22 protein-coding genes and 1 tRNA gene are annotated in these 22681 nt (G+C 64.5%); 4 read left to right on the forward strand and 19 right to left on the reverse strand.

The features are described from left to right. Nucleotides 1-95 precede the first annotated feature (95 nt). The 7 genes from E6P07_RS04670 to ffh all read right to left on the reverse strand — a co-directional run bounded on the left by E6P07_RS04670 (nt 96) and on the right by ffh (nt 8384). A complete protein-coding gene (locus tag E6P07_RS04670) occupies nt 96-1292 on the reverse strand; it encodes a class I SAM-dependent rRNA methyltransferase (RefSeq protein ID WP_153976137.1) in 1197 nt (398 codons plus the stop codon). A gap of 87 nt (nt 1293-1379) precedes the next feature. Then, nucleotides 1380-2957, reverse strand: a complete 1578-nt coding sequence (gene pap, locus E6P07_RS04675) for a polyphosphate:AMP phosphotransferase (protein WP_153974545.1) — start codon at nt 2955-2957, stop codon at nt 1380-1382. 99 nt (nt 2958-3056) lie between these two features. Further along, the gene (locus E6P07_RS04680; RefSeq protein WP_153974546.1) at nt 3057-4508 is read right to left on the reverse strand and encodes a TRAP transporter large permease; all 1452 of its coding nucleotides are present in this window, start codon (nt 4506-4508) and stop codon (nt 3057-3059) included. Between the two features lies 1 nt (nt 4509). Next, nucleotides 4510-5046, reverse strand: a complete 537-nt coding sequence (locus E6P07_RS04685) for a TRAP transporter small permease subunit (protein ID WP_153974547.1) — start codon at nt 5044-5046, stop codon at nt 4510-4512. Between the two features lie 30 nt (nt 5047-5076). Continuing rightward, entirely contained in the window at nt 5077-6000 is a 924-nt protein-coding gene (locus E6P07_RS04690) for a diguanylate cyclase (protein ID WP_153974548.1), read from the reverse strand. A 105-nt stretch (nt 6001-6105) separates the two neighbouring features. Further along, on the reverse strand, nt 6106-6960 hold the full coding sequence (mepA, locus tag E6P07_RS04695) for a penicillin-insensitive murein endopeptidase (RefSeq protein ID WP_153974549.1): 855 nt from the start codon (nt 6958-6960) through the stop codon (nt 6106-6108). 14 nt (nt 6961-6974) lie between these two features. Continuing rightward, complete coding sequence (gene ffh, locus E6P07_RS04700) at nt 6975-8384, reverse strand: signal recognition particle protein (protein WP_153974550.1); 1410 nt, start codon at nt 8382-8384, stop codon at nt 6975-6977. 168 nt (nt 8385-8552) lie between these two features. Between ffh and E6P07_RS04705 the strand changes: the two genes are divergently transcribed. From E6P07_RS04705 to E6P07_RS04720, 4 genes are all read left to right on the forward strand, one after another. Next, nucleotides 8553-9365 (forward strand): cytochrome C assembly family protein, encoded by an 813-nt coding sequence (locus E6P07_RS04705; RefSeq protein WP_153974551.1) that lies wholly within the window; start codon nt 8553-8555, stop codon nt 9363-9365. Nucleotides 9366-9389: 24 nt separating this feature from the next. Then, a tRNA-Lys gene (locus E6P07_RS04710) sits at nt 9390-9465 on the forward strand. 276 nt (nt 9466-9741) lie between these two features. Continuing rightward, the gene (locus E6P07_RS04715; protein ID WP_281346824.1) at nt 9742-10794 is read left to right on the forward strand and encodes a 3-deoxy-7-phosphoheptulonate synthase; all 1053 of its coding nucleotides are present in this window, start codon (nt 9742-9744) and stop codon (nt 10792-10794) included. A gap of 135 nt (nt 10795-10929) precedes the next feature. Then, complete coding sequence (locus E6P07_RS04720) at nt 10930-11442, forward strand: DUF4124 domain-containing protein (RefSeq protein ID WP_153974552.1); 513 nt, start codon at nt 10930-10932, stop codon at nt 11440-11442. Nucleotides 11443-11503: 61 nt separating this feature from the next. Here the strand turns inward: E6P07_RS04720 and mtgA are convergent, their stop codons facing one another. The 12 genes from mtgA to E6P07_RS04780 all read right to left on the reverse strand — a co-directional run bounded on the left by mtgA (nt 11504) and on the right by E6P07_RS04780 (nt 22599). Next, entirely contained in the window at nt 11504-12205 is a 702-nt protein-coding gene (mtgA, locus tag E6P07_RS04725; protein ID WP_246172927.1) for a monofunctional biosynthetic peptidoglycan transglycosylase, read from the reverse strand. A 45-nt stretch (nt 12206-12250) separates the two neighbouring features. Beyond that, nucleotides 12251-14119, reverse strand: a complete 1869-nt coding sequence (locus E6P07_RS04730; RefSeq protein ID WP_153974553.1) for a BatD family protein — start codon at nt 14117-14119, stop codon at nt 12251-12253. Continuing rightward, nucleotides 14113-15759: a tetratricopeptide repeat protein gene (locus E6P07_RS04735; protein ID WP_162008605.1), complete on the reverse strand. Its 1647-nt coding sequence runs from the start codon at nt 15757-15759 to the stop codon at nt 14113-14115. The genes E6P07_RS04730 and E6P07_RS04735 overlap by 7 nt, the downstream gene beginning before the upstream one ends. Before the next feature lie 280 nt (nt 15760-16039). Continuing rightward, nucleotides 16040-16582, reverse strand: a complete 543-nt coding sequence (locus E6P07_RS04740; RefSeq protein ID WP_153974555.1) for a hypothetical protein — start codon at nt 16580-16582, stop codon at nt 16040-16042. Next, complete coding sequence (locus E6P07_RS04745; protein ID WP_246172928.1) at nt 16579-17571, reverse strand: hypothetical protein; 993 nt, start codon at nt 17569-17571, stop codon at nt 16579-16581. Before E6P07_RS04745 ends, E6P07_RS04740 begins: the two co-directional genes overlap by 4 nt. A 4-nt stretch (nt 17572-17575) precedes the next feature. Beyond that, nucleotides 17576-18226, reverse strand: coding sequence for a hypothetical protein (locus E6P07_RS04750; RefSeq protein WP_246172929.1), 651 nt, complete (start codon nt 18224-18226; stop codon nt 17576-17578). Beyond that, complete coding sequence (locus E6P07_RS04755; RefSeq protein WP_153974557.1) at nt 18204-18692, reverse strand: hypothetical protein; 489 nt, start codon at nt 18690-18692, stop codon at nt 18204-18206. Before E6P07_RS04755 ends, E6P07_RS04750 begins: the two co-directional genes overlap by 23 nt. Beyond that, nucleotides 18692-19474 carry a MotA/TolQ/ExbB proton channel family protein gene (locus E6P07_RS04760; protein WP_153974558.1) on the reverse strand — a complete coding sequence of 261 codons (783 nt, stop codon included), beginning with the start codon at nt 19472-19474 and terminating at the stop codon, nt 18692-18694. The genes E6P07_RS04755 and E6P07_RS04760 overlap by 1 nt, the downstream gene beginning before the upstream one ends. 4 nt (nt 19475-19478) lie before the next feature. Beyond that, a complete protein-coding gene (locus tag E6P07_RS04765; protein ID WP_246172930.1) occupies nt 19479-20099 on the reverse strand; it encodes a hypothetical protein in 621 nt (206 codons plus the stop codon). A 15-nt stretch (nt 20100-20114) separates the two neighbouring features. Beyond that, the gene (locus E6P07_RS04770; RefSeq protein WP_153974560.1) at nt 20115-20810 is read right to left on the reverse strand and encodes a hypothetical protein; all 696 of its coding nucleotides are present in this window, start codon (nt 20808-20810) and stop codon (nt 20115-20117) included. Nucleotides 20811-20864: 54 nt separating this feature from the next. After that, on the reverse strand, nt 20865-22181 hold the full coding sequence (locus tag E6P07_RS04775) for a TerD family protein (RefSeq protein ID WP_153974561.1): 1317 nt from the start codon (nt 22179-22181) through the stop codon (nt 20865-20867). Between the two features lie 115 nt (nt 22182-22296). Then, a complete protein-coding gene (locus E6P07_RS04780; protein ID WP_153974562.1) occupies nt 22297-22599 on the reverse strand; it encodes a DUF1840 domain-containing protein in 303 nt (100 codons plus the stop codon). Nucleotides 22600-22681: the final 82 nt, after the last annotated feature.

Here is a 22681-nt window from a genome sequence, read left to right on the forward strand (position 1 = left end):
AGGCGGAGATCGGGGCGGGGAAGTGTATGCAAGCACCCCGGCAAAATCCATCCGACCAGGCAATGAATAGGCATGATCTGTGCCGATAGGCGCGTTCAAGGCGAGTGAAGGGCGCGCACGAAGAGCGTCTTGAGATAGGCCATCTCCTGGATGGCGGGATGGAGCGGGTGATCCGGCCCCTGCTGACCGATCTCCAGCACCTGGAGTCGCCGTCTGGCGCTGTGTCCAGCCTGCTGTACCACACGCTGAAATGCATCACGCCCCAGGTGGAAGGAACAAGACGAGGTCACGAGCAGCCCGCCCGGCTCCAATAGCTCAAGACCGAGCCGATTGAGGCGTCGATAGGCCGCTGTGCCGTCCTGTTCGTCCTTGCGGCGTTTGATGAATGCCGGTGGATCGAGCAGCACGGTGTCGAACCTCTGCCCCTGATCGCGCAGCTCGCGCAGTACCTCGAAGGCATCGCCTTGTAGGGTGCGCACCCGCGCGCCCAGACCATTGCGTTCGGCATTGGTCCGGAGACGCTCCAGGGCATCGACCGAGGCATCGACACAGGTCACCTCCGAGGCCCCGAGGGCCGCGGCACGCAGACCCCAGGCGCCAACATAGCTGAAGACATCCAAGACCCGCTCGCCGACACCATAGCGGGCCAGACGCGCGCGGTTTTCGGCCTGATCGAAGAACCAGCCGGTCTTCTGGCCCCGGATGGGGTCGATGGCGAACTCGAGGCCGTGCTCGGTCAGGATCCAATCGTCTTCCGGCTGACCCAGGGCCCAGGTGACCGCCTGTTCGAGCCCCTCCAGCTCACGCACCGCCGTATCGTTACGCAGTACGATCGCCCGCGGGCGCAGCACCTGTTCCAGTGCCGCCAAGATCTCGGCACAGGCGCGCTCCATGCCGGCTGTGGTGATCTGGACCGCCAAACGGTCGCCATAGCGGTCGACGATCAGTCCTGGCAGTCCATCGCTCTCGCCGAAGACCAATCGGTAAAAGGGCGATGTGTAAAGCCGCTCGCGCAGATCCAGTGCCTCGTGCAGCCGTGCCAGCCACAAGGCCGGGCTCAGCGGATGCGCACGCTCACGGCTGACGACCCGGGCACAGATCAAGGAGTGTGGATTGGCATAGCCGTGACCGATCCAGCGCTCGCTCGCACTCAGGATCTCGACCGGCTGACCGGGCTGGAGCCCCTTTAAGGGGGTGAGCTTGGTATCGATCTCGTTGCTGTAGATCCAGCAATGTCCGGCAAGCAGACGGCGTTCCTGGTCTTTGCGCAGGATGAGTGACTGGGGATGCATGATGGGGCTTGGATCCGATAGCGGCTGTTCGTCGTTGATCGCCAAGACTAGCACCGAACGTCTTCGGCCCGAAGACCGGCGCAGACCTCAGTCGCCGCCTGTCTTTACTGGCTTAGCAACGGCTTGCTCGATGCGCTTGTCGCCACAGGGCAGATAGCCGGCCGCCGGTACCGGTGCCCCCTCGAGTGCCTCGTTGAGTGCGTCGCAGACGGTGCGCAATACCTTGATGCGCGCAAAGGGTTTGTCGTTGCCCTCGACCAGGGTCCAGCTGGCATGGCGCGTGCTGGTGCGCGCGATCATCTCGTTGACGGCCTTCTTGTAGAGCGGCCACTTTTCGCGATTGCGCCAGTCCTCAGCGGTGATCTTGTAACGTTTATAGGGCACGGACTCGCGCTCCCTGAAGCGTCTAAGCTGCTCGTCCTGGCTGATCTGGAGCCAGAACTTGACCAGGATGATGCCGCTATCGACCAGTTGTTCCTCGAATTGGTTGATCTCTGAATAGGCCCGGCGCCATTCGGATGGGCTGGCGAAGCCCTCGACACGCTCGACCAGCACCCGCCCATACCAGGAGCGGTCATAGATGGTCATGCGTCCGGCGCGCGGGATGTGGCGCCAGAAGCGCCACAGATAGTGATGGGCCTTCTCTTCGTCTGTAGGTGCGGCGACCGGGATGGAGCGATAGAGCCGGGCATCGACCGCCTGGGTGATGCGCCGGATGGCGCCGCCCTTGCCGCCGGCATCCACACCCTCGAACACCAGCACGGTCGAGCGCTGCTTGTTATAGGCCCTCCACGCCAGCTCGTTGAGTTCGGTCTGGAGGCGCTTGAGTTCGGTCTTGTAGTCCTCGCGCGGCAAGGCGCGTGTGAGATCGAGCTGATCGAGTAGGGTGATCTGGGCGCTGTCGCTCTCGGGCAGGTCTGGATCGTTCGGGATTCCGCTGGCCTCGTGTGCTCCATGCTCGGCGAGACGCGAACGGATGGCATGCAGCAGGGTCTTGCCGACGGTGAGGTCGCGATAGCGCCGATCGCTCGCCTCGACAAGATACCAGGGCGAACAGCCACGGTCGGTATGTCGGATGACGCGCTCGGCGACCTCTTCGAAGGCGGCATAGTGTTCGGAAAACCTGCTCTTCTCCGGCAGCATCTTCCAGCGGCTGCGATCGTCGCGCGAGAGCTCCTTCAGCCGTGCCTTCTGGTCGGACTCGGACAGATGGAACCAGAACTTGACGATCAGCGCGCCGTCCTGGATCAGCATCTGCTCGAAATCGACGATGCGGTTGAGCTCGGCGTCGAGTTCGGCGTCGCTGCACTGACCGTGAAAGCGATACTCGATCGGGGTCTGATACCAGCCGCCGAACAGGATCGCGATCTCACCGCGTGGCGGCATGGCGCGCCAAAAACGCCAGTACCTGGGGCGCTCGCGTTCCTCGTCGGATTCGTTCCAGAAGGCGAAGGTCTGAACCCCGCGCGTATCGAGCCATTCGTTGAGTCGATTGACCACCTCGCCCTTGCCGGCGGCCTCTACGCCCGAGACCAGCACGATCACCGGGATGGGTGTGTGTCTGAGCTCACGCTGGGCCTCCAAGAGCTGGGTGCGCAGTTCCTCCTGCTGCTCCTTGTAGTCCTGCTTGCTGACCGAACGACCAACCTTCGTTGCCTCGAACATCTTTAGGGTATCCCTCTATCTCAATTGCCGTGATCGTGGGCGAGCGTGTGGGCTTGATCGATTGGGTCTGGCCCGCGCGCCCGGACCGGATTTCGAGGCTCAAGGACTCGAATCGCTCGGCGGCGGACCGAACAGCCCCTCGAACTCCCCGCTGTCGAGCAGGCTGGAGCCGCCGCTCGCGGGCAGGACGACCTCGGCTGGGTCGCCCGCGGTCGGGGCGCCGTCCAGACTCCAGCTCACCAAGCCGGGGACGGCGATGATCAGGCCCACCATGAAGAGCTGAATCGCCAGGAAGGGCACGGCACCCCAATAGAGATCGCTCGTGCGCACGCTCGGCGGTGCAACCGAGCGCAGATAGAAGAGCGCAAAGCCAAACGGCGGATGCATGAAGCTGGTCTGCATATTGACCCCGATCAGCACCCCAAACCACACCAGATCGATCCCGAGCTTCGTGGCCACGGGCGCAAGCAGCGGCAAGACGATGAAGGAGATCTCGAAGAAATCGAGAAAGAACGCCAGCAGAAACACCAACAGATTGACGAAGATCAGAAAACCGAGCACGCCGCCTGGCAGCGAGGTCAGCAGATGCTCGACCCAAAGATCCCCGTCGACGCCGCGGAAGCTGAGACTGAAGACGCTCGCCCCAATCAGGATGAAGATGACGAAGCTCGTGATCCGGGCGGTCGCGGCCATGGATTCGATGAGCATGGCGCGCCCGAGCCGTCCCTTGACAGCGGCCAGGATCAGGGCACCGACCGCGCCCATGGCCCCGCCCTCGGTCGGGGTCGCCCAGCCGATGAAGATGGTCCCGAGCACCAAGAAGATGAGTGCCAGCGGCGGGATGAGCGCCAGCACCACGCGCCTGGCCAGGGCACGGCCATGCAGGGTGCGCGCCTCGGACGGCAGGGCCGGTGCGCGTTCCGGCCAGAGCTGGGTGTTGGCGAAGACATAGAGGGCATAGAGTCCGGTTAGGATCAGGCTGGGCAGGAGCGCGCCCTTGTACATGTCGCCCACCGAGCGCCCGAGCACGTCGGCCATCACGATCAGGACCAGCGAGGGGGGGATGATCTGGGCCAGGGTCCCGCTGGCGGCGATGACGCCGGTCGCCAGCTGCGGGTGATAGCCGTAGCGCAACATGATCGGCAGCGAGATCAGGCCCATCGCGATCACGGTCGCGGCGATGACGCCTGTGGTCGCCGCCAAGAGTGCCCCGACGAAGACCACCGCATAGGCCAGCCCGCCGCGCGACCCGCCGAAGATCTGGCCGATGGTATCGAGCAGGTCCTCGGCCAGTCCACTGCGTTCCAGGATCAGACCCATAAAGGTGAAGAAGGGCACCGCGAGCAGGATCTCGTTGCGCATGATCCCGAACACCCGGTCCGGCAGCGCCTGCAGCAGCGCCGGGGTGAGCATCCCGAGCTCGATCCCGATCCATCCAAACAGCATGCCCACCGCGGCAAGCGAGAAGGCGACCGGATAACCGGTCAGCAGAAACAGCACCAGGGCGCCGAACATCACCGGCGCCAGGTTGGCGGCGAGCCAGGCTGTCATCTCAATGTCCTCCGGTCGTCGGTTTGGAGAGTGGGCGGTGGCCGATCAGGGCGGCGAGCCCCTTGATGACCTCAGAGACCCCTTGTAGGGCCAGGAGCCCGAAGCCGACCGGGATGGCCAGCTTCATCGGCCACCAGGGGAGCCCGCCCGGATTGACCGAGGACTCGTTTTGATGGAAGGCGATGAGGAAATACCCCCAGGCGTCGATCGCGATCAGCAGACAGACCGGCAGCAGGAACAGCAGTCCGCCCAGGATCTCGACCAGTACCTGAGCGCGCACCGGCAGTCGGTTGTAGAGGATATCGACCCGCACATGCCCGCGCTCTTGGAGCGTCAGGGGCGCGTAGAGCAGAAAGATCAGCCCGAACATGAACCACTGACCCTCGATCATGGCGTTCGAGCCCCAGTCGAGGGTGTAGCGCAGGGTGGCGGTCAGGGCGCTGAGCAGCACGCTGAACAGCACCAACCACTGGACGAGCCGACCGATGTGGCGATTGAGCCGATCGATGCGGTGCGAGACAGCGAGTAGAAACTCCATGCGTTGGTATGACTCCAGGGTCAAGAACGATCAGGCACGGACACGATTGCGTCCCTCGGACTTGGCCCGATACAGCGCCTCGTCGGCACGCGCCAGCAGCAGGTTCGCGCTCTCGTCTGGCGGATGGGTGGCGGCCACGCCGAGGCTGATCGTCACATGGTCGGCGCCGTCCGAATAGGCATGCGGGATGCGCAGGTCATTGACGGCGGCACGGCAGGATTCGGCCAGGACGAGCGCGCCTTCCGTGTCGGTATCGGGCAGCAGCAGCACGAACTCCTCCCCGCCATAGCGCGCCGCCACATCGGCCGGACGCTGCAAACGTGCGCGCAGTGCGTTGGCGACGCGCCGCAGACACTCGTCACCCTGACCGTGTCCATAGTGATCGTTATAGGATTTGAAATGATCGACATCGACCATGACCACGGCCAGTGGTGTCCCCTCGCGAGCGGCACGCGCCCATTCCCGTTGCAGCGCTACATCGAAATAGCGCCGGTTGGGGATATGGGTCAGGCCGTCGAGCAAGGCGAGGCTTTCGAGCAGGTCGGTCTTGCGTTTGAGGTTGACATGGGTACGCACGCGCGCGCGCACGATCGGCAGATGGAAAGGCTTGGTGATATAATCGACCGCCCCCAGGCCCAGTCCGAGCGCCTCCTCCTCGGCCTCATCCTTGGCGGTGACGAAGATGACCGGGATGTGACTGGTGCGCGGATCACCCTTAAGACGCCGGCAGACCTCGTAGCCATCCATCTCGGGCATCATGACGTCGAGCAAGATCAGATCCGGCGGCGGCTCGCTGGCAGCGATCTCTAACGCTTTGGTACCGCTGGTGGCGACCCGCACGCGATAGTCCGATTTGAGGGTATCGGCCAGGACGCGGATATTGGCCGGCATGTCGTCGACGATCAGGATCGAGGGCAGCAGGTCTTCGGGGTTGGAACTGGGCGGACTCGACATCAGGACAGCTCCGGCGCGCTTAACAGGGGACGACAGACGGTCGATCTCAATCAGAACCCTATCATAAGTCGAAGGCCTCGATCGCCATACCGAACGGCGCGCTCGTCAGGGATCCGTCAGCACGGTCTGGCAGGCGAAGGGCATCTCGGACTCGGCTGCTCGCTTGGCCGGGCCCTTGTTTTTGGACTGACCGCTCAACACCGCGTCGCTCAGCCACCAGGCCAGATCCTCGCCGCAGCCATCGCCAGGCGGGATGGGCGACTGGTCCTCGCAGCTCGGGCTGTCGGCAGGACAGGCCAGACGCACATGGAAGTGGGCATCATGGCCCCACCAGGGGCGCACCTTGCGCAACCAGGTCCGATCGCCGCGCGCGCGGCGGCAGAGCTCCTGTTTGATGGCCGCGTTGACGAAGAGGCGATCGACGCGCGGATGCCGTGCCGCCGACTCGATCAGGGCGAACTGACTCGGACCCCAATGTTCGCTGACCGTGCGTCCATCGGGTGCGACCATGCTCGGCGGATCGGGGCGATCGTCCATCAGTTGCCGGGCCGCCGCGGGCGAGTCGGCCAGGGTGAACCAGATATCCACGTCGAGCCCATTCTGATGACTGCGGTGCGAAGAGGGCATGGGCCCGCCGCGCGGCTGGCTGAGGTCGCCGATCATGACCAACCGGGCGCCACGCTGTCGTTGGGCGCGTCCCAGATCCGTGATGAAACGGATCAGATCTGGATGGCCATAGTAGCGGTTGCGATCGCGGCGGATGCTGACATAGCCGGGTCCGGTCTCGGGCAGGGCATAGGCCCCGCCGATACAGCCGTTGGCCGCACTGCCGATGACCTGCGTCATACCGGACGATGGGGATCGGACCTCGCCCCAGGGGCTGGCTGAGGGTTGGGCCGTCAACAGGCCAAGACTCAGCGCCAAGACCGGGCGGATAGCGCGCATACGCGCCGCAGACATCTTGAACTCCTCCATCACAACGGAAAACCACCTGGCGGCATCCCACCCGGAGGAAAGCCACCGCCCGGTGGCAGGATCCCAGGCGGCAGTCGTCCTTGCAGCGAGCGCATCATCTTGGCCATGCCGCCGCCCTTCATCTTCTTCATCAGCTTCTGCATCTGCATGAACTGCTTGAGGAGTTGATTGACATCCTGTACCTGGGTGCCGGAACCAGCGGCGATGCGGCGCTTGCGCGAGCCCTTGATGATGGCCGGAAAGCGGCGTTCTTGGGGTGTCATCGAGTTGATGATGGCTATCAGCTTGCTCATTTCCTTGTCGCTGGCCTTGTGCTTGATGTGGTCCGGGATCTGGTTCATGCCGGGGAGCTTCTCCATCAGGCTCAGCATGCCCCCCATCTTGTTCATCTGTTCTAGCTGTTCCTTGAAGTCGGCCAGATCGAAGTCCTTGCCCTTCTTGAGCTTCTTGACCAGCTTTTCGGCCTGTTCACGATCGACCCTGGCCTGGACCTCCTCGACCAGCGAGACCACGTCGCCCATGCCGAGGATCCGCGAGGCCACGCGGTCGGGATGGAAGGGTTCGAGTGCGGTGGTGCGCTCGCCGGTGCCGAGGAACTTGATCGGCTTGCCGGTGATCTGGCGGATCGAGAGCGCCGCACCGCCGCGCGCGTCGCCATCGGTCTTGGTCAGGATGACGCCGGTCAGGGGTAGGGCCTGGTCGAATGCCTTGGCGGTATTGGCGGCGTCCTGACCCGTCATGGCATCGACTACGAACAGGGTCTCGATCGGCTTGATGGCCGCGTGGATGCGTTTGAGCTCATCCATCATCTCGGCGTCGATATGAAGCCGACCGGCGGTGTCGACGATCAGGACGTCCTTGAACCGCTTGCGGGCGGTGTCGAGCGCGCGCTGGGCGATCTGGACCGGATCCTCATCGCTCCGGCTGGGGCAGAACTCGGCACCAACCTCGCCGGCGACAGTGCGCAACTGTTCGATGGCCGCGGGACGATAGACGTCGCAGCTCGTCACCATCACGGACTTCTTCTGCTTCTCCTGCAGCCAGCGCGCAAGCTTGGCGACACTAGTGGTCTTACCCGAACCTTGCAGACCGGCCATGAGGATGACCGCCGGCGGCTGGGTGGCCAGATCCAGGCGCTCGTTGGCCACGCCCATCAGCTTGACCAGCTCATCGTTGACGATCTTGATCAGCACCTGCCCGGGCGTCAGGCTCTTGGTGACGGCCGCGCCGAGCGCCTGCGCGCGGATGTCCTCGATGAATTGACGCACCACAGGCAGCGCGACATCGGCCTCCAGGAGGGCCAGGCGCACCTCGCGCAGGGTATCCTTGATGTTGTCCTCGGTCAGACGCCCCTGACCGCGCAGATGGGTCAGGACCGTCTCGAAGCGATCCTGGAGTTTCTGGAACATGATCAAACCTCGATCAGGGCATCTCGCGCGAGACACCCTGGCCTGGATGAAGTTGGAAGACAGATGGCGAATGTTGCCATCGGTTTACGGCAAGGCGCTGTGAGTATAATGTAGAGCCTTCATTGCCCGATACGGTTTGCGACCGTCACTCGTTTCAAGACTTCATCCATGATCCACATCTTCCTCGCCTATCTCACCACGATCCTTTACCTGACTGCGACCACCTTCATCGGTATCCGTCTGTTCCATCCGGAGGGGCGGATTCTCCCTCGTAACCTGGCGATCTCGGTCGGCTTTGTTGGTCTGTTGCTCCATAGCTGGCTGCTGTGGGATGGGATCTTCAGTCATGGCGGTCTTAACCTCGGGTTCTATCATGCCCTGGCCTTGACCTCCTGGACCGTTATCGCATTGTTGTTGGTCTCCAGCCTGACCAAGCCGGTCGACAACCTTGGACTGATCCTGCTGCCAGCAGCGGCCATGAGTCTGCTTTTGGAGGCGCACATGGTCGATGTCGGGTTCATGCGCGAATCGGCGAGTACCGCGCTCAAGATCCATGTGTTGCTGTCGATGCTGGCCTACAGTCTGCTCACACTGGCGGCGGTGCAGGCGATATTGCTGGCGGTGCAGGATCATCATCTCCGCAACCGGCATCCAACCGGCTTCGTGCGCACCCTGCCGCCGCTCGAGACCATGGAGAGCCTGCTGTTTGAGATGATCACGGCCGGTTTCGTGTTGCTAACGCTGGCGTTGTTGAGCGGCTTTGCCTTCCTGGAGAATATGTTTGCGCAACATCTGGTGCACAAGACCGTGCTCTCGGTGCTGGCCTGGCTGGTATTCGGCGGGCTCCTGGTCGGGCGCTTCCGCAACGGTTGGCGCGGGCGCACCGCCATTGTCTGGGCCCTGGGCGGGTTCGCGATCCTGATCCTGGCCTATTTCGGCAGTAAGGCGGTCCTGCAATTTGTCTTGCAACGCGCCGGGTGACTTTACTATGATGCCTTGCCCTATGCGCCCTTAGCTCAGTCGGTAGAGCATCTGACTTTTAATCAGGTGGTCGCGCGTTCGAGTCGCGCAGGGCGCACCAGATAGAACAAAGGCTTACGCGGATCGTTTCGGTAAGCCTTTTTTCGTGTAGGCGGTTGGAAACGGCCTAGCCTTTGATTGGATGAGTTTCGGCGCTTATTCCCCACCAGCCGGGTGTGCCTCCGAGAGGCTACGACGAGGATCGTAGGTGTGCAAGCAACACTCGCCTCTTGATCCCTCGACCGGCAACAGCCGGACTGCTCGGTGCCGCAGGTGCGCATGGAGGACTGGGCCGGTTTATACTGGCTCGTCTTGCCATTTCTCTCGAACATCCATCATGCGCCGTACCGACGACCTCCGTATCCGCGACATCACCCATGTGCGTTCCCCGCGCGAGCTACACGAGGAATATCCGCTCTCCGAGACCGCGGCTGAGACCATCTACACTACCCGGCACGATATCCAGCGCATCCTGCACGGACGCGATGACCGGTTGCTGGTAGTGGTCGGACCCTGCTCGGTCCATGACCCGGAGGCCGCGCTCGAATACGCCGGGCGTCTCAAGCCGCTGCGCGAGGCGCTCTCCGAGCAGTTGCTGATCGTCATGCGCGTCTATTTCGAGAAACCCCGGACCACGGTCGGCTGGAAGGGTCTGATCAATGATCCCAATCTCGACGGCAGTTTCGAGATCAACAAGGGGCTGGGGATCGCGCGCAAGCTGCTGCTGGATCTCAACGAGATGGGGGTACCGACCGGGACCGAGTTCCTGGATCTCATCAGCCCGCAATACATCGCCGATCAGGTGAGCTGGGGGGCAATCGGCGCCCGCACCACCGAGAGCCAGGGTCACCGCGAGCTGGCCTCGGGGTTGTCCTGTCCGGTTGGCTTCAAGAACGCGACCAATGGGGACGTGAAGGTCGCCATCGACGCCATCCATGCCGCTGCGCGCCCCCATGTCTTTATGTCCGTCACCAAGGAAGGGAGGTCGGCCATCTTCAGCACCACAGGCAACGTGGATACACACATCATCCTGCGCGGCGGTCAGCGCCCGAACTATGACACCGAGAGCGTCAACATCGCCGCCGAGCAGATCTCGGCCTCGGGGCTCATCCCCAAGATCATGATCGACTTCAGCCACGCCAACAGCGGCAAGCGTCCCGAAAAACAGATCCTGATCTGTCAGGACGTCTCTGGCCAGATCGCGCGCGGCGACCGGCGCATCATGGGGGTGATGATCGAGAGCCATCTGGTCGCCGGTAATCAGAACCCCGCGCCACGTGACGAACTCGTCTATGGCCAGAGCATCACAGATGCCTGCGTCGGCTGGGACGACACCGAACCCATGCTGCACGAGCTGGCCGAGGCGGTCGCCAAGCGACGCGGCGACTGACCGCGCCATATCGATCACGCACGATGGAGTAGTTTTCGTTTTTGATCGAGGGTCTGTCTCGACGTCTTCAGAGGCCGTCTTACCGAAGCGGCTTGATTGGACGGTCACGACTTGGACACATAAAGGAGGCCTATCATGACAGCGATCTCTACCCAACCTGCCTATCCGGCACGGCTCCTTGGCCTCTGGCTGATGCTGACCACCGTTCCAGTCTCGGCCCAGATCTACAAATGCCGCCAGCCCGACGGGAGCCTCAGCTATCAGCAGACAGCCTGTGTCGCTCAGACCGAGCCTGAGCGCATCCCGGTCGACATCCGCGGACCGGACGGAAGCGAGCGCACCCCATCCAAGGTGGACTATTCGGTCGTGGCCCAGGCCGAGCATCTGCGCGCCGAGCGTGAGGCCCGCGAATGGGCGCATCTCCAGGCGCGACGCGAGGCCGAGGCGCAGGCCAGGGCGCTCAAGGCCGCTGCCAAGCCGGATCACAACACCGACTTTGACCCAGTCAAATGTGCCCGCCATCGGGGCGAGGTCGCCAAATGGCGCCGGAAGGTGAGAAGCAGCTATCGTAACCGCGACCAGAGGGATTACAACCAAAGCAAGCTCACGTATCACCAGGCCCTGGTCGAACGCTATTGTAAGTCATGAGTTCGCAGCGCTTGCGCTTGGAGTCTGCCAGGCCATTCGGCGGCAACCCCCGTGCCGAATGCTAAAGCCGCCGCAGATAGGCTTCGCCGCCAAGTCGCCGGCTCTGATCGAGAATCCACTCGGCCCGGCGCTGGAGCTGTCCGGATGGGTGATCGAGCCGATGGCTGCCGGGGGCAGGCAGTACGCCGATGAGGAGCGCCGCCTGTTGGCGTGTCAGCTCGCCGACTGAGCAGCCGAAATAACGTTGACTGCTCGCCTCGATGCCATAGGTCCCGGGGCTGAACTGGGCGATGTTGAGATAGACCTCGAGGATGCGCTCCTTTGGCCACAGGATCTCGATCAGGAGCGTGAACCAGCCCTCGACCAGTTTGCGTTCCCAGCCCGAGCCGGGCCAGAGAAAGAGGTTCTTGGCCGTCTGCTGGCTGATGGTGCTGGCCCCGCGCAACCGCCCGCCCTTAAGATAGGCGCGGATAGCGTGTCGGATCTCGATCAGGTCGAACCCGAGGTGATTCGGAAAGCGCTGATCCTCGCCGGCGATGGCCGCGAGCTTGATACTGGCGGGGATGTGTGTCCAATCGATCCAGATCTGCCGATAGTAGGGCGGGGTCTGATCCAGACGCCATACATTGAGCGCATGACGCAGCATGAAGGCCGAGACGGGCGGATCGATCCAGCGCAGACTGAGCACCAGCGCCAGGCTTATCAAGACGAACCCTGTCACCAGACGTCGGCTCCAGCGCCAGACTGATCGACCGAGAGGCATCAGCCGGGTCGCCATGCGCCTCATGCGATAGACCAAGACACCTGCTCAGGCCGGGCGCGGATTGAGCACCGGCAAGCCCGCCCAGCGGATCCGCCCCGACGCAGACCGCCCGACACCCGGGCCAAGACGCACCTGACGCAGAAAGGCGCGTTTCCAGCGTGAGAAGTCGAGCGGCGCGCCGCCATAGACGGCGGCGTCCAGTTGGCTCAAGAGGCGCGCAAGTTGCACCGGATCGACACCCGGCCGATGGGCTTGGATATACGCGATGACGCCGGGCTGGTTGCCTGTGCCCCTGAGCACATCCACACCGTGCTGAGCAGCGGCAAAGCGCGGATACCAGTCGTCCGGTCGGACGGCGTGATTGGCATGGCGTACCCGAGCGATGACATGCCAGCCGGACGGAAGCGCCCGCCACAGCCGCTCGCGCCCCCGCGTAAACAGGGTCGAGGGCGCCAGCGGACGCAGACGCGGTCCGATCCAGGTCGCCGTCAGTCGATAGCCGGCACTCAGGCCGCGTCCGGTCAAGCGCAACAGGTCGCGCCCCAGATCCAGCACCCGTCCGCGATAGAAGACCCCCAACCAGTAGCCGCCGATCAGCAGCAGGATGCCGGTGATCGGGATCCAGAGCCTGGCCCAGGGCGAGGCGGCCAGGGTCGCCGCCGAGAGGCCGAAGGGTCCACCGCCACGCACATCCAGCGTCTTGAGCGGCAGACGCGCGACCTCGCGCTGGCCCAGGTCGACGTTCCACCAGGCAAGACTCATCTCAGGCAGGGTGATGCGCCCGCCGGTCTGTGGTACCAGGGTGTAGTACTCGGTGCGGGTGGCGAGCAGTTCGCGTCCGTCCGGGGAGAGCTCGGTCGTGGTGAGTGTCTGTTCGCGATAGACCCGCAGGTTTGGACCTGTCAACTGATTCTCCAGGCTCGGGAGCTGGACGGCAATGCCGCCGACGGCCGCGATCTCCAGCGCCAGGGTCACGGGTTGCCCCGGTTCCAGCGGGCCTTCGCGATCGAGGCTGGATTTGAGTGTCAGCGACTTGAGCGGCAGCCAGGGGCGTACCGAGGTCATGGGGGGGCGCACCTGCAAACGAATGGGGCGCTCGGTGCTCAGTTCGTAGCGCTGGCTGAATCCCAGGCCGGCCAGAATCACCGTGACCTTGAGTGGCGGCAGTTCCAGGTCGCCGGTGCGCAGCGGAACCACCGTGAGCACGAAGCGATTGAGGATCTCCTGCTGACCCTGATGGGAGCGGGTCTCGGTGCTCGGCCCCTTGAGGGTCTTGATCAGGGCGTCACTCGTGTTCGGCAGTTCTAGATTGATGCTGCTTGGGTTGTCGCGACTGACGACCGCGAGCTGGAGGAGGGTCGGCTGTTGCAGATAGGGGTCGGCGAATTCCAACGACCATTCGAGCGTCGGGGCGCGGGCGGCGGTCGGTTGCGCCGAACCGGGCGCGTAACCCGAGGGATAGCCTTGGGGTGATTGAGCCGGCCAATGTCCCGGGGTAGACGACAGCGGTGGATAGCTGGGTGGCACGCCCTGGGCATGGCTCGGCGGGATGGGGCGGTATTGAGACGTGCCGGGTTGAGACGACAGCGGCGGTGGCGCCGACTGGGGTGAAGGTTGAACCGGCCAGGGCTGAGTCTGAGGCGGTTGCGGCTGAGCGGGCGCGGGGCTTCGGCTCGGCAGCGGCGGCTGATCGGGCGTCGGCCAAGCCGGGGGCTGTGGTTGGGTCGGTGTCGGCAGCGGCGGCTGACCGTAGTAGGGCTGGCCGTTATAGAACGGGGCGTAATACGGTGGTCGCGAAGGCCCCGGATAGGGTTGACCAGCGTAGGGCTGGGCAGCGATCGGGCCGCTTGCGGCGATCAGGGCCGCGACGGCCGGAAGCACCATGCGCCTGGACGTCTCGGTCGGGATCACCATGGGCGCGTCTCCCGCCATTGGCTGGTCGTTCCGGGCAGCTGGCGCATCTCCTCGATTCGGAACTGATTACGCATCAATAGGCTGGGATCACCCTGGATCTGCTGGAGCCGCTGTTCCATGATCGCCATGCCGGGTCCGCCCATGAGTCTGAGTCCGTCGAGCGCAGGCATCTGCCCCTTGCGCGTCTCGGACGCGCGCTCATCGCCGGGCTGGAGTCCGAGCTGGTCGAACTGGTTAACGGCCTCGGTCTGACTGGAGTCGAGCGAACCCGGAGGGTGCATGTCGGCGCGTTCGGAACGACCGCCTGCACGGCTGGGGCGACTGGACCCGGGTGGCTCGCCCTCGCCGCCGCCGGAACGCTCGTCGCGGCGCTCACGCCGACTGACCTCGCTGCCGCGTTCGTGCTCGTCGATACTGGGTTTTTGACCTGAGCGACCGGGCGCGGAAGGATCATCTTGTCGACCGCCCGGCTGATCCTTGCGCTGTTCCTGGCCGCCGCTGGCTTCGTCCGTGTCGGGTTTGGTCTGCTCGGACGTGCGCTTGCCGCGTTCCTCGCTCTCGGTGCCCGATCCGTCTTGGCGTCGTTCGAGTTCGCCCTCGGGGCGGATTTCGCGCTCGGCGCCGCGTGCATCCTGCTCGGTGGCGTCGTGGCCGTGTCTGGTCTGATCACGGTCGGCCTGCTGTTCGTCCGGACGCTCGCTGGACTGCCGGTCGCGTGTTTCGCCGCGCTCACCGCGCGTCTGATCGCTATCTTCGCCAGGTTCGCCGGCTGTACCTGTCGTCTCCTGAGTCTGGTCGCCGCGCCCGCCGGACTGCTCCTGGTTGTCGGCACCTGTACCCTGACTGCTGCCCTGCTCGCGACCGGCGCTGGTCTCAGACGACTCACCGCCGGACTCGCCCTTTTGCGATCTTTGCCCAGCTTGTTGGCCAGTGCCCTCCTGGCCTTCCTGTTGCTCGGACTCGGAACCGGATTCGCTCGATTCCTGCGGCTTGCCCTCGCCACCGGACTGCCGTTGCTCGCCCTGCTGCTGTTGGCTCTGTTGTCTCTGGCTGGACTGCTGTTGTTGGGACGACTGTTGCTGCTGGGACGATTCCTGTTTTTGCTGTTCGGTCGTTTGCTTTTGCTCCTGCTCCTTCTGCTCCTCGGCAAAGGATTCGCGCCCCTGGGATTCCCGGCGATGCCCGGTCTGATCTTTGCGTTCGTCTTGTGTCTGTTGCGCCTCTTGTTTGTCCTCCTCGGTTTTGGTCTCCTCGGTCCGTTTGCGGAATTGCTCCTGCTCCAGGCGCGCGAGCATGGCGCGGGTCAGGGCCAGATTGTAGGCGGCGTCATCGTGCGACGGATTGGAGGCGAGCACGGATTCATAGGCCTCGGCGGCGCCCGTATAATCGCCGAGCTTGAAGCGCGCGTTGCCTAGGTTGTAACGGGCCTCTTCGTCGAACGGGCCACCCTGGGCCTGAGCAAAGGCACGCTCGGCCTGTCGATACTCGCCCGCGCGATAGAGTGCCACGCCACGCCGATAGGGATCGCTGAACGACTCGGCGGCGCCCGCGTAATCACCGGCGCGATAGAGATCATAGGCGCGCTGCTCGTCGGTACGAAACCAGTCGGCCTGGGCGCTCGCCGAAGCCGCCCAGAACACGAGGGCAAGGAGCCTGAGTCCCGTCGCGTGCGCGCGACCTGCCCATGTCAGGGTCCGCAGGCGTCTTAATGGCTGGGGGCGGTGGGGCATCTGGTCTGTGGCGGTCAGGGGCTAAGGATGGACGCAAGAGCCGGGGAGGCCCGTCCGAAGGGGCCATCACCACACGGCTCGGCATACAGGCCTGGGAGGCGATAGGTGTGATCTGCCATCTTGGGCTCCTCGGCTGAGGGTAAGGATATCAGTATCCCACAATCCCGGGGCGACAGCACCTCAGGTGCGTCTAGGGCGCCGCGGCTTGCTGCATGGCAATCAATCCGGCATACCAGACCGGGTAGTCCCAGTGAAATCGCGCCCAAGACCAATCCTGGGTTGGATGATCCAGCAGACAGCGTAGGCTGAGTCCGGCCAGTCCCAGGATGACATGGACACCGGCCGTGATTCGGTCAGAGGTCTGACCCGGATCTGGTCCGGCCCATCCCATCAGGATCAGCGACGCGCTCTCCTGTGCTAGACCAAAGGCCGCGCCCGCCACCAGTCCACTGAGCAGGGTCGCACCCAGGGTACCAGCATCGAGCCGGCGGTTCAGGATCGGCAGCAACACCAGGATCCAGAGGCTGAGATAGGCCGCATCCGGTCCCCCCAGCGGAGGGCTCTCATGGCCCTGGAGTGCTCGCACCACCGCCTGCCAGAGATCCGAGACCAACAGGGTGACGAGGATCAGACCCAGGGCCGACCAGCGTATCCAGGGTCTGGCGTGGCCTGGAGACCAGCCGGCAGTCCCGAGCAGCACGATCCATCCACCGAGCAGGATCACTGTGCTCATGGTGGCTGCCCCGGGGTCGATGCCGGTTCCAACAACCCCGAGATCCGCTTCAGGATCAGTCGCTCGCATCCGTGCGGTAGCTGTCCATGCAACCGTTCGGCGTTCTCTAGTATGACCCGCGCGCGCTCCGTATCGCCCGACCAGCGATAGCCCAGCCCCACGATCAGGGCGAGCGCGACATGGGGCATCGTATCCTGACGCGCGAAGCGGTCGGCGAGATCGCGAAACTGGGTCTGATCCTCGGCCAAGGTCGGCAGGGCGCCCAGATCCTCGATCATGCGCCGGGTGCGGTCGAGACAGACGGCCCCAGTCTGGCGTGGTCGAGCCAACTGACGCGCTAGCACCTCGAGTCGCAGGCGACGTGCGTCCCAGAACCCCGGGTCGGCGGCGATCGCGGCATTGAGCGCTATTTCGGCCTCGTCGAGCCGATCCTGCTCCCAGGCGCTATCAGCCAGGATGAACCAGGCATCGGCGCTCAGCCGTTCGGGCAGATCCGGCACCGCCAGCGCCGCTCGTGCGGCCATGCGTGCCGCCTCAAAATCCAAGAGACGTCGCTGGAGACGCGCCAGCTCCAGATGGGCGCGGAAACGGATCAAGGGGTTCTCGGACCGCGTCAAGGGTTCGATCAGGGCGAGCTTGCGTGCCGGATCGCCACTGAGCGCCGCGAGCTGAAAGGCTAGACGTGCGTCATCGTCGATCGGACCCCAAAGATTGCGATAGCGCATGAAGACAGTGTCACCCGCCGCACGGCGCGACGCATCGTTCGTCGCCGGATTCAGGGCTGCAACACCGCGCTCGGCCAGCTCCGACCAAAGCGACTCCCAGGCCGCGATGGACTGGCGGGCCTCGACCGAATCACCGAGTTCAGCCAGGGCGGCGGATCGATCCGGGGCACGCGCCAGCCCCCAGAGCACGCCGCCCAAGACCATCAACAGCCCCAGGGTAGCCAGGCGCGGCATGAGTGGGGTACCCAGACAGCGCGGGTCCATCGGGCTACCAATAAAGGCTGTAATGCGTGAACTGCGCGACATGACGCCCGATCAGCAGGGGTTCGTCCGGGCGCTGGGTGAACCAGCGAAACCGCTGCCCCCTGGCCTGTAGCCGTTCATAGATCGGCACGAAGGTCTCCAGACCGTCGGGATAGACGATGAAGACGGGCGCGATCCGATTGCGTGCCGCGTCCTGGGCCAGCTCATCGACCAGTCGCTCGGTCTGTTCGACGCCCCAGGGCGTGGATTGGCTCAGGAGGGCGTCACGATCGAACCAGAAGCGCAACTGGAAGCCATCGATATCGCGTGTCACCAGCCACTCGGGCTGCCAGTCGAAGCGGCCCTGCCGAGTAGTGCCTGAGTGTGTATGCGGCGCTGCGGCCAGCGCGGCGACCACGGCCTCCTGATCCCAGACCGTCACGCGGTCGGCGAGCACGACATAGAAGCGCGAGAAGGGTGGAAAGCGCTCGCGCTGCGGCGCGACGAAGCGCAGCCCGGTGCTCGGACGGGCCGGGAGCTGGCTGGCCCCTTCGGTGAACTGGCGCGGTGCGGCCAGTGCAAAGAGGGTCAGGATCAGCAGGATCGCCAGCAGATTGGTGGCGATGTCGAGAAAGGCGCTCGGGGTTTGCTCCTCAGTCTCCATGACCGTCTCCATGACCGCGCCACTCGTTCAGCAGGCGGGGTAGGGCCTCGGGGGCCTTCGACAGCGGACGGAAGCTCAGCCGGAACGCGCGGCGTGTTTCTGCGTTTGGGTCGAGCCGACGGGTGAAGCGGCTGAAGGTGTCCTCGAAGGCGCGGCGGGTACCCAGGCAGTCTTGGGTGAGCGCAAAGACCAGGTTGCGGACGCCCTCACCCTGGGTCGCGAGTCGGGTGAGCAGTGCATCGAGTTCGGCCTCGCGATAGAGGCGGGGCTCGGCGTCGGGTCCGGCGTAGAGCATCACCGCGCCATCGGCCTGGCAGATGACCAGGTCGTCGATCGCCAGCGGTCGACCGGTCTCAGGCCGGTTGGGGGCTTGCAGGGAAAAGACGACGATCAGGATGCCGACGAAGGCCAAGACCAGGTCGAGAAAGGGCAGCAGATTCGGCTCCGGCATCAGTGATGGGGATGGGCGGCGATGCATCAGTCATCCGCGCGGCGCTCGGCGGCATCGGGGAACAGCCGGTCGAGCAACCGCTGGTAATAGAGCATGTCGAGCGTCTGGGCCCGCGCGCGCAAGACCAGAAGGGCCAGCATCAGGGGGATCACCAGCACCAGACCGACCAAGGTGGTGTCGAAGGCGAACTGGAGCCCAGCGAGTACGCCGTCGAATCCGCCCCCAGCGACATCCGTGACCGCGACACTGTCGGACAATCCGCCGATGGCCTGGGTGATGCCGAGCACTGTGCCGATGAACCCAAGCATGGGGAGTACCCAGATGGCAAAACCGATGGGGGCAAAGTTGTGCTGATGCTGCCGGTCGCGTATCAGGAGCAGGGCGTCGCTCAGATGGGTCAAGTCCTCGCGCGCCTGGGTTTGGTCAGGCCAGCGGCTCAGCCGAGCCGCCACCCACTCGGCGTCGGCCTGGTCGTGTCCGGAGAGAAAGTCGATCCAGTCCTGGAGGCGCGATGGGGTGGAGGGGGCGCCGGACCCGATCAGGCGGCGTCGCTCGCGCTGGAGCCCCAGATAGTGCAGGACGGCATAGAGCGCGCTGACCACGAACAGCGCGAGCATGAAACGGCAGTAGCCGTTGTCCAGATAGCGCCCGATCCAGTCGGGCAGGGCATCCGGTTTTAGAAAGTGCATCAGGGTCGGATAGAGCGCCAGGGTGATGAGCACGGCGACGGTCAGCGGCCGGGCAATCTGGCGCTCGGAGAACAGCCCGGCGGCCTGGTCGACAGGCGATGTCGGGGTCTTGGGTGTCACGGCGTCATTGCGCGATCGGCATCCGTTGAACGTCGCTCGCCGTCTTGACGATGACCTGCATGTTCTCATTCAGGCTCGTCAGATTGGCACTGACCTTCTGGAGATTCTCGATCGCCTTGTCGGCCTGACCCAGTTCATAGTAGGCAAGCACGATGTCGCGATCGGACTCGATGGCACGCATCAGTGCCAGCGAATTGGCACGCTCGGTGCTGATCTGATTGCGCAATTGGCGCCCGGTGTCGAGCCGGCCTTGCCAGGCCTGGGCGATCGGCTGGAAGGCCGGATTGGATTCGGATTTGGCGAGCGTCTCTTTGCGGCGTTCCTCCCAGAGCTTGAGTAGGGCGTCGAGCTCGGTCCAGATCTCGCTGTCCTCGGCCATGCTTGCATGGACGCGCCGGACCGATTCGAGCATGGCGTCGAGCACCTCGCCGCCCTTCTCGATCGAATCGCGGCTGGCCTGGATGCTGGCCTCCAGCCCGTTCAGATTTTCCTGGAGCTGGGTGGCCACGGCATTGACCTTCTCGAACAGTCGGCCCATGTCGGGCTGGTCGGCGGTTTGGGCGAGACCGGCAGTACCGGCGAGCGCCAGGAGACCGGCGAGCAGCAGGGCGGAGGGGTTCTTCATCATGGGCGGTTCCTCTCAATTGGCGATGGGGATCGAGGCTTGCAGACTCTGCTGGGTCTTTTGTTCGACGACCGCCATGGCCCGGGTGATGTCGTTTAGGCCCTCGACCACCGAGCGCGCAGCGGCGATGGCCTCCAAGACCTTGCCGATCTTCATCTCCTGCAGGATCACCCGGTGCTGGCGCATGATGGTCGAGAGCTTCTCCTGGGCCAGGGCGCGGCTCTGATTCAGACGTTCTTCGACGATGTCGTATTCCTGGATGGCGCGTTCGAGCTGGGCGATGCTCTGCTCGCGGTTGGGATAGTCGGGCGGCTGGCGCTCGTACCAGCTCTTGAGCACGATGGTCCCCTCCTTGGCGCGGTTGAGGGCGTCGGCGAAGTCGCTGTTGAGATCGAGCTTGTTGAGCACGCCATAGACCTCGTCGCGCAGGGTAAAGAACAGGCTATCGACCTGGGCCTCCTTCTCCTGCTCTGAGGTCAGGCGTGCGACCTCCTCGAGCTTCTCCATCGCCGTCTGGATGCGTGCGCCGAGCTGGGCGCTGGAGGCGCGGATGTTGGACATCTCGGCCTCGAGGATGAGGGTCGGATTGCTGCGGTTGGGGTTGCGGGTGCTGTACTGGCCCTCCTGTGCCCAGAGCGGCGCGCTCAGGAGCAGGGCGCATAACAGACCGAGCCGGAGTGGGACGCGCGCTGGCTTGAAACGGTCGGGCATCTGGATCCCTCGTGGTTGGTTGTTGCTTCTCGTCGATAGGCGGGGCCGCGACCCTCAGTGGCCACAGGCCTCGATGTTCTCCTGAAAGCCGTTGATCAGACGCGCGGTCTTGTTGCGCAGATAGGCCAGATCGCGTGCGATGTCGGTCAGGTCCGATTCGAGATTGCGGGCGCGGTCGGCCTCGCGCACCAGGCGCTGGAGGATGATGGGCCTGGACTCCTGGTTTAATTCCTTATCGAGACGCTTGATCAGCAATCCGGCACAGTTGTTGAGCGTGGTCGCTTCATCCATCCAGGCGTTGATCGGCAGTTGACCCAGCTGCTCGACCTCCTGGCGGTTGCCTTCGATGAAGGGGTCCGCGCAACCGGCCGTCATTTGACGCAGTTCGTTGCGCCACTTGCCTAGGAGTTTGTTGCTACGTTCGATGCGTTGCAGGATGCGGACATAGTTCTCGCCGAGGGCGTGATAGCGCTCGAACACCTGTGGATCGCCCCAGGGGCAGGTCGGCGCCTGATAGGACAGTGCGCTCGGGCGTGACCTGGGGGGGCCGGCCTCGGTCTCGGCGCCGGCAGGGGGGGGCGGTTGCGGGGCATCGAGCAGGACCGTCGGCGGTGCGCGGTCGAGGAGATGGTCATGCAGCCTTGTCCAGAGCGCATCAGGGAGCGCCCGCCAGTCGGGTCTGAAGGACCATAGGGCACCAACCGCGGCGATGAGCAGGATCAACAGGGTCAGGGACCAAATCAGCCGGCGTGGGCGGCGGCGCGGTGGGGGCGTGGATTCGAGCGGGATCGGAGGGGGCGGGGTTGGGGGATCGAGCCTCAGATCGCTCGACGGTGGGGCCGATGTCTCCCCCCACGGCCCCGCATCGGCGACGGTCACGCCAAAATGCTCGGCCAGGGTCTGGAGCCCGCCGCGAAAGCCCTGACCCACGGCGCGCAGCTTCCAGCCGCCGGCGTGGCGATAGAGCTCGGCGAGGATCAGCGCCTGCTCATCCTCGGCCTCGGTCAGCTCGAAGACGAGCGGCTCACCCGCCGCAGGCGCGGCCGTCAGTCGGGCACCGATCAGGTCGCGAAACGAGCCCTGCGCGAGTGCAGCGGCGATGACGAGGCGATCGATCACGCCCGGTAGGCGTTCCAGTTGCATGCGTATCTCGGCGCGACCGGACGACGGCATCGACAGCGCCACGACCCCGCCGGGGGCCTGGGGCTGGTTATAGAACACGAACCAGTCTTCGCTCGGAATCCGCCCGTCGGCACCGACGGCAAGACACACAGGGTCCAGGCTGTCGCACCCCGACGGCCAGCACAGTTCGACGCGCACCCCGCCCGCGCTCGATAGCGGCGCGTTCCCCCCCTTCGGCAGTGTCTTCATCGCGGTGCCTCGCACGCCAGAGAGTCCATGTGCCTTCCTCGATGGGTTATCGCTCGACGGTCGCACGTCGGAGTCGCCATGCTGCCGTAAGCCGTTCGGATACGCAACACGGCGCCTACTCCCACATCACGTTCTCGCCCGCGCGCGCGGCGGCGCTCAGCAGTTCGATCAGGGGCAAGGCGCGATGGGCCAGGCTGACGCGAGGGGAATCATCACCTGGGCGCGGCTCCGGGTCGAGGGTGGCCTCCGGATGCTCGGCAACGGCGCGCTTGAGGCGTTCGAGCGCCGCCGGCACGTCCTCGGCCAGCAGCGCGCCCGGCACCGTACCGCTGTGCCCCATCAGCTTGATGAGGGTGATGGCCACGTCACCGAACATGGTGAGGGTGGCATAGGCTGGGGTGTCGAAGCGGATCAGCATGGTCGATATCCTCGCGGGTATGGTCGATTGGTCGGCGTCGGGCCGAGTGTCCGACGAACCCGCATGATCCATCAAGACGGGC

The sequence above is a fragment of the Thermochromatium tepidum ATCC 43061 genome (genome assembly GCF_009664085.1).
Taxonomy (GTDB): Bacteria; Pseudomonadota; Gammaproteobacteria; order Chromatiales; family Chromatiaceae; genus Thermochromatium; species Thermochromatium tepidum.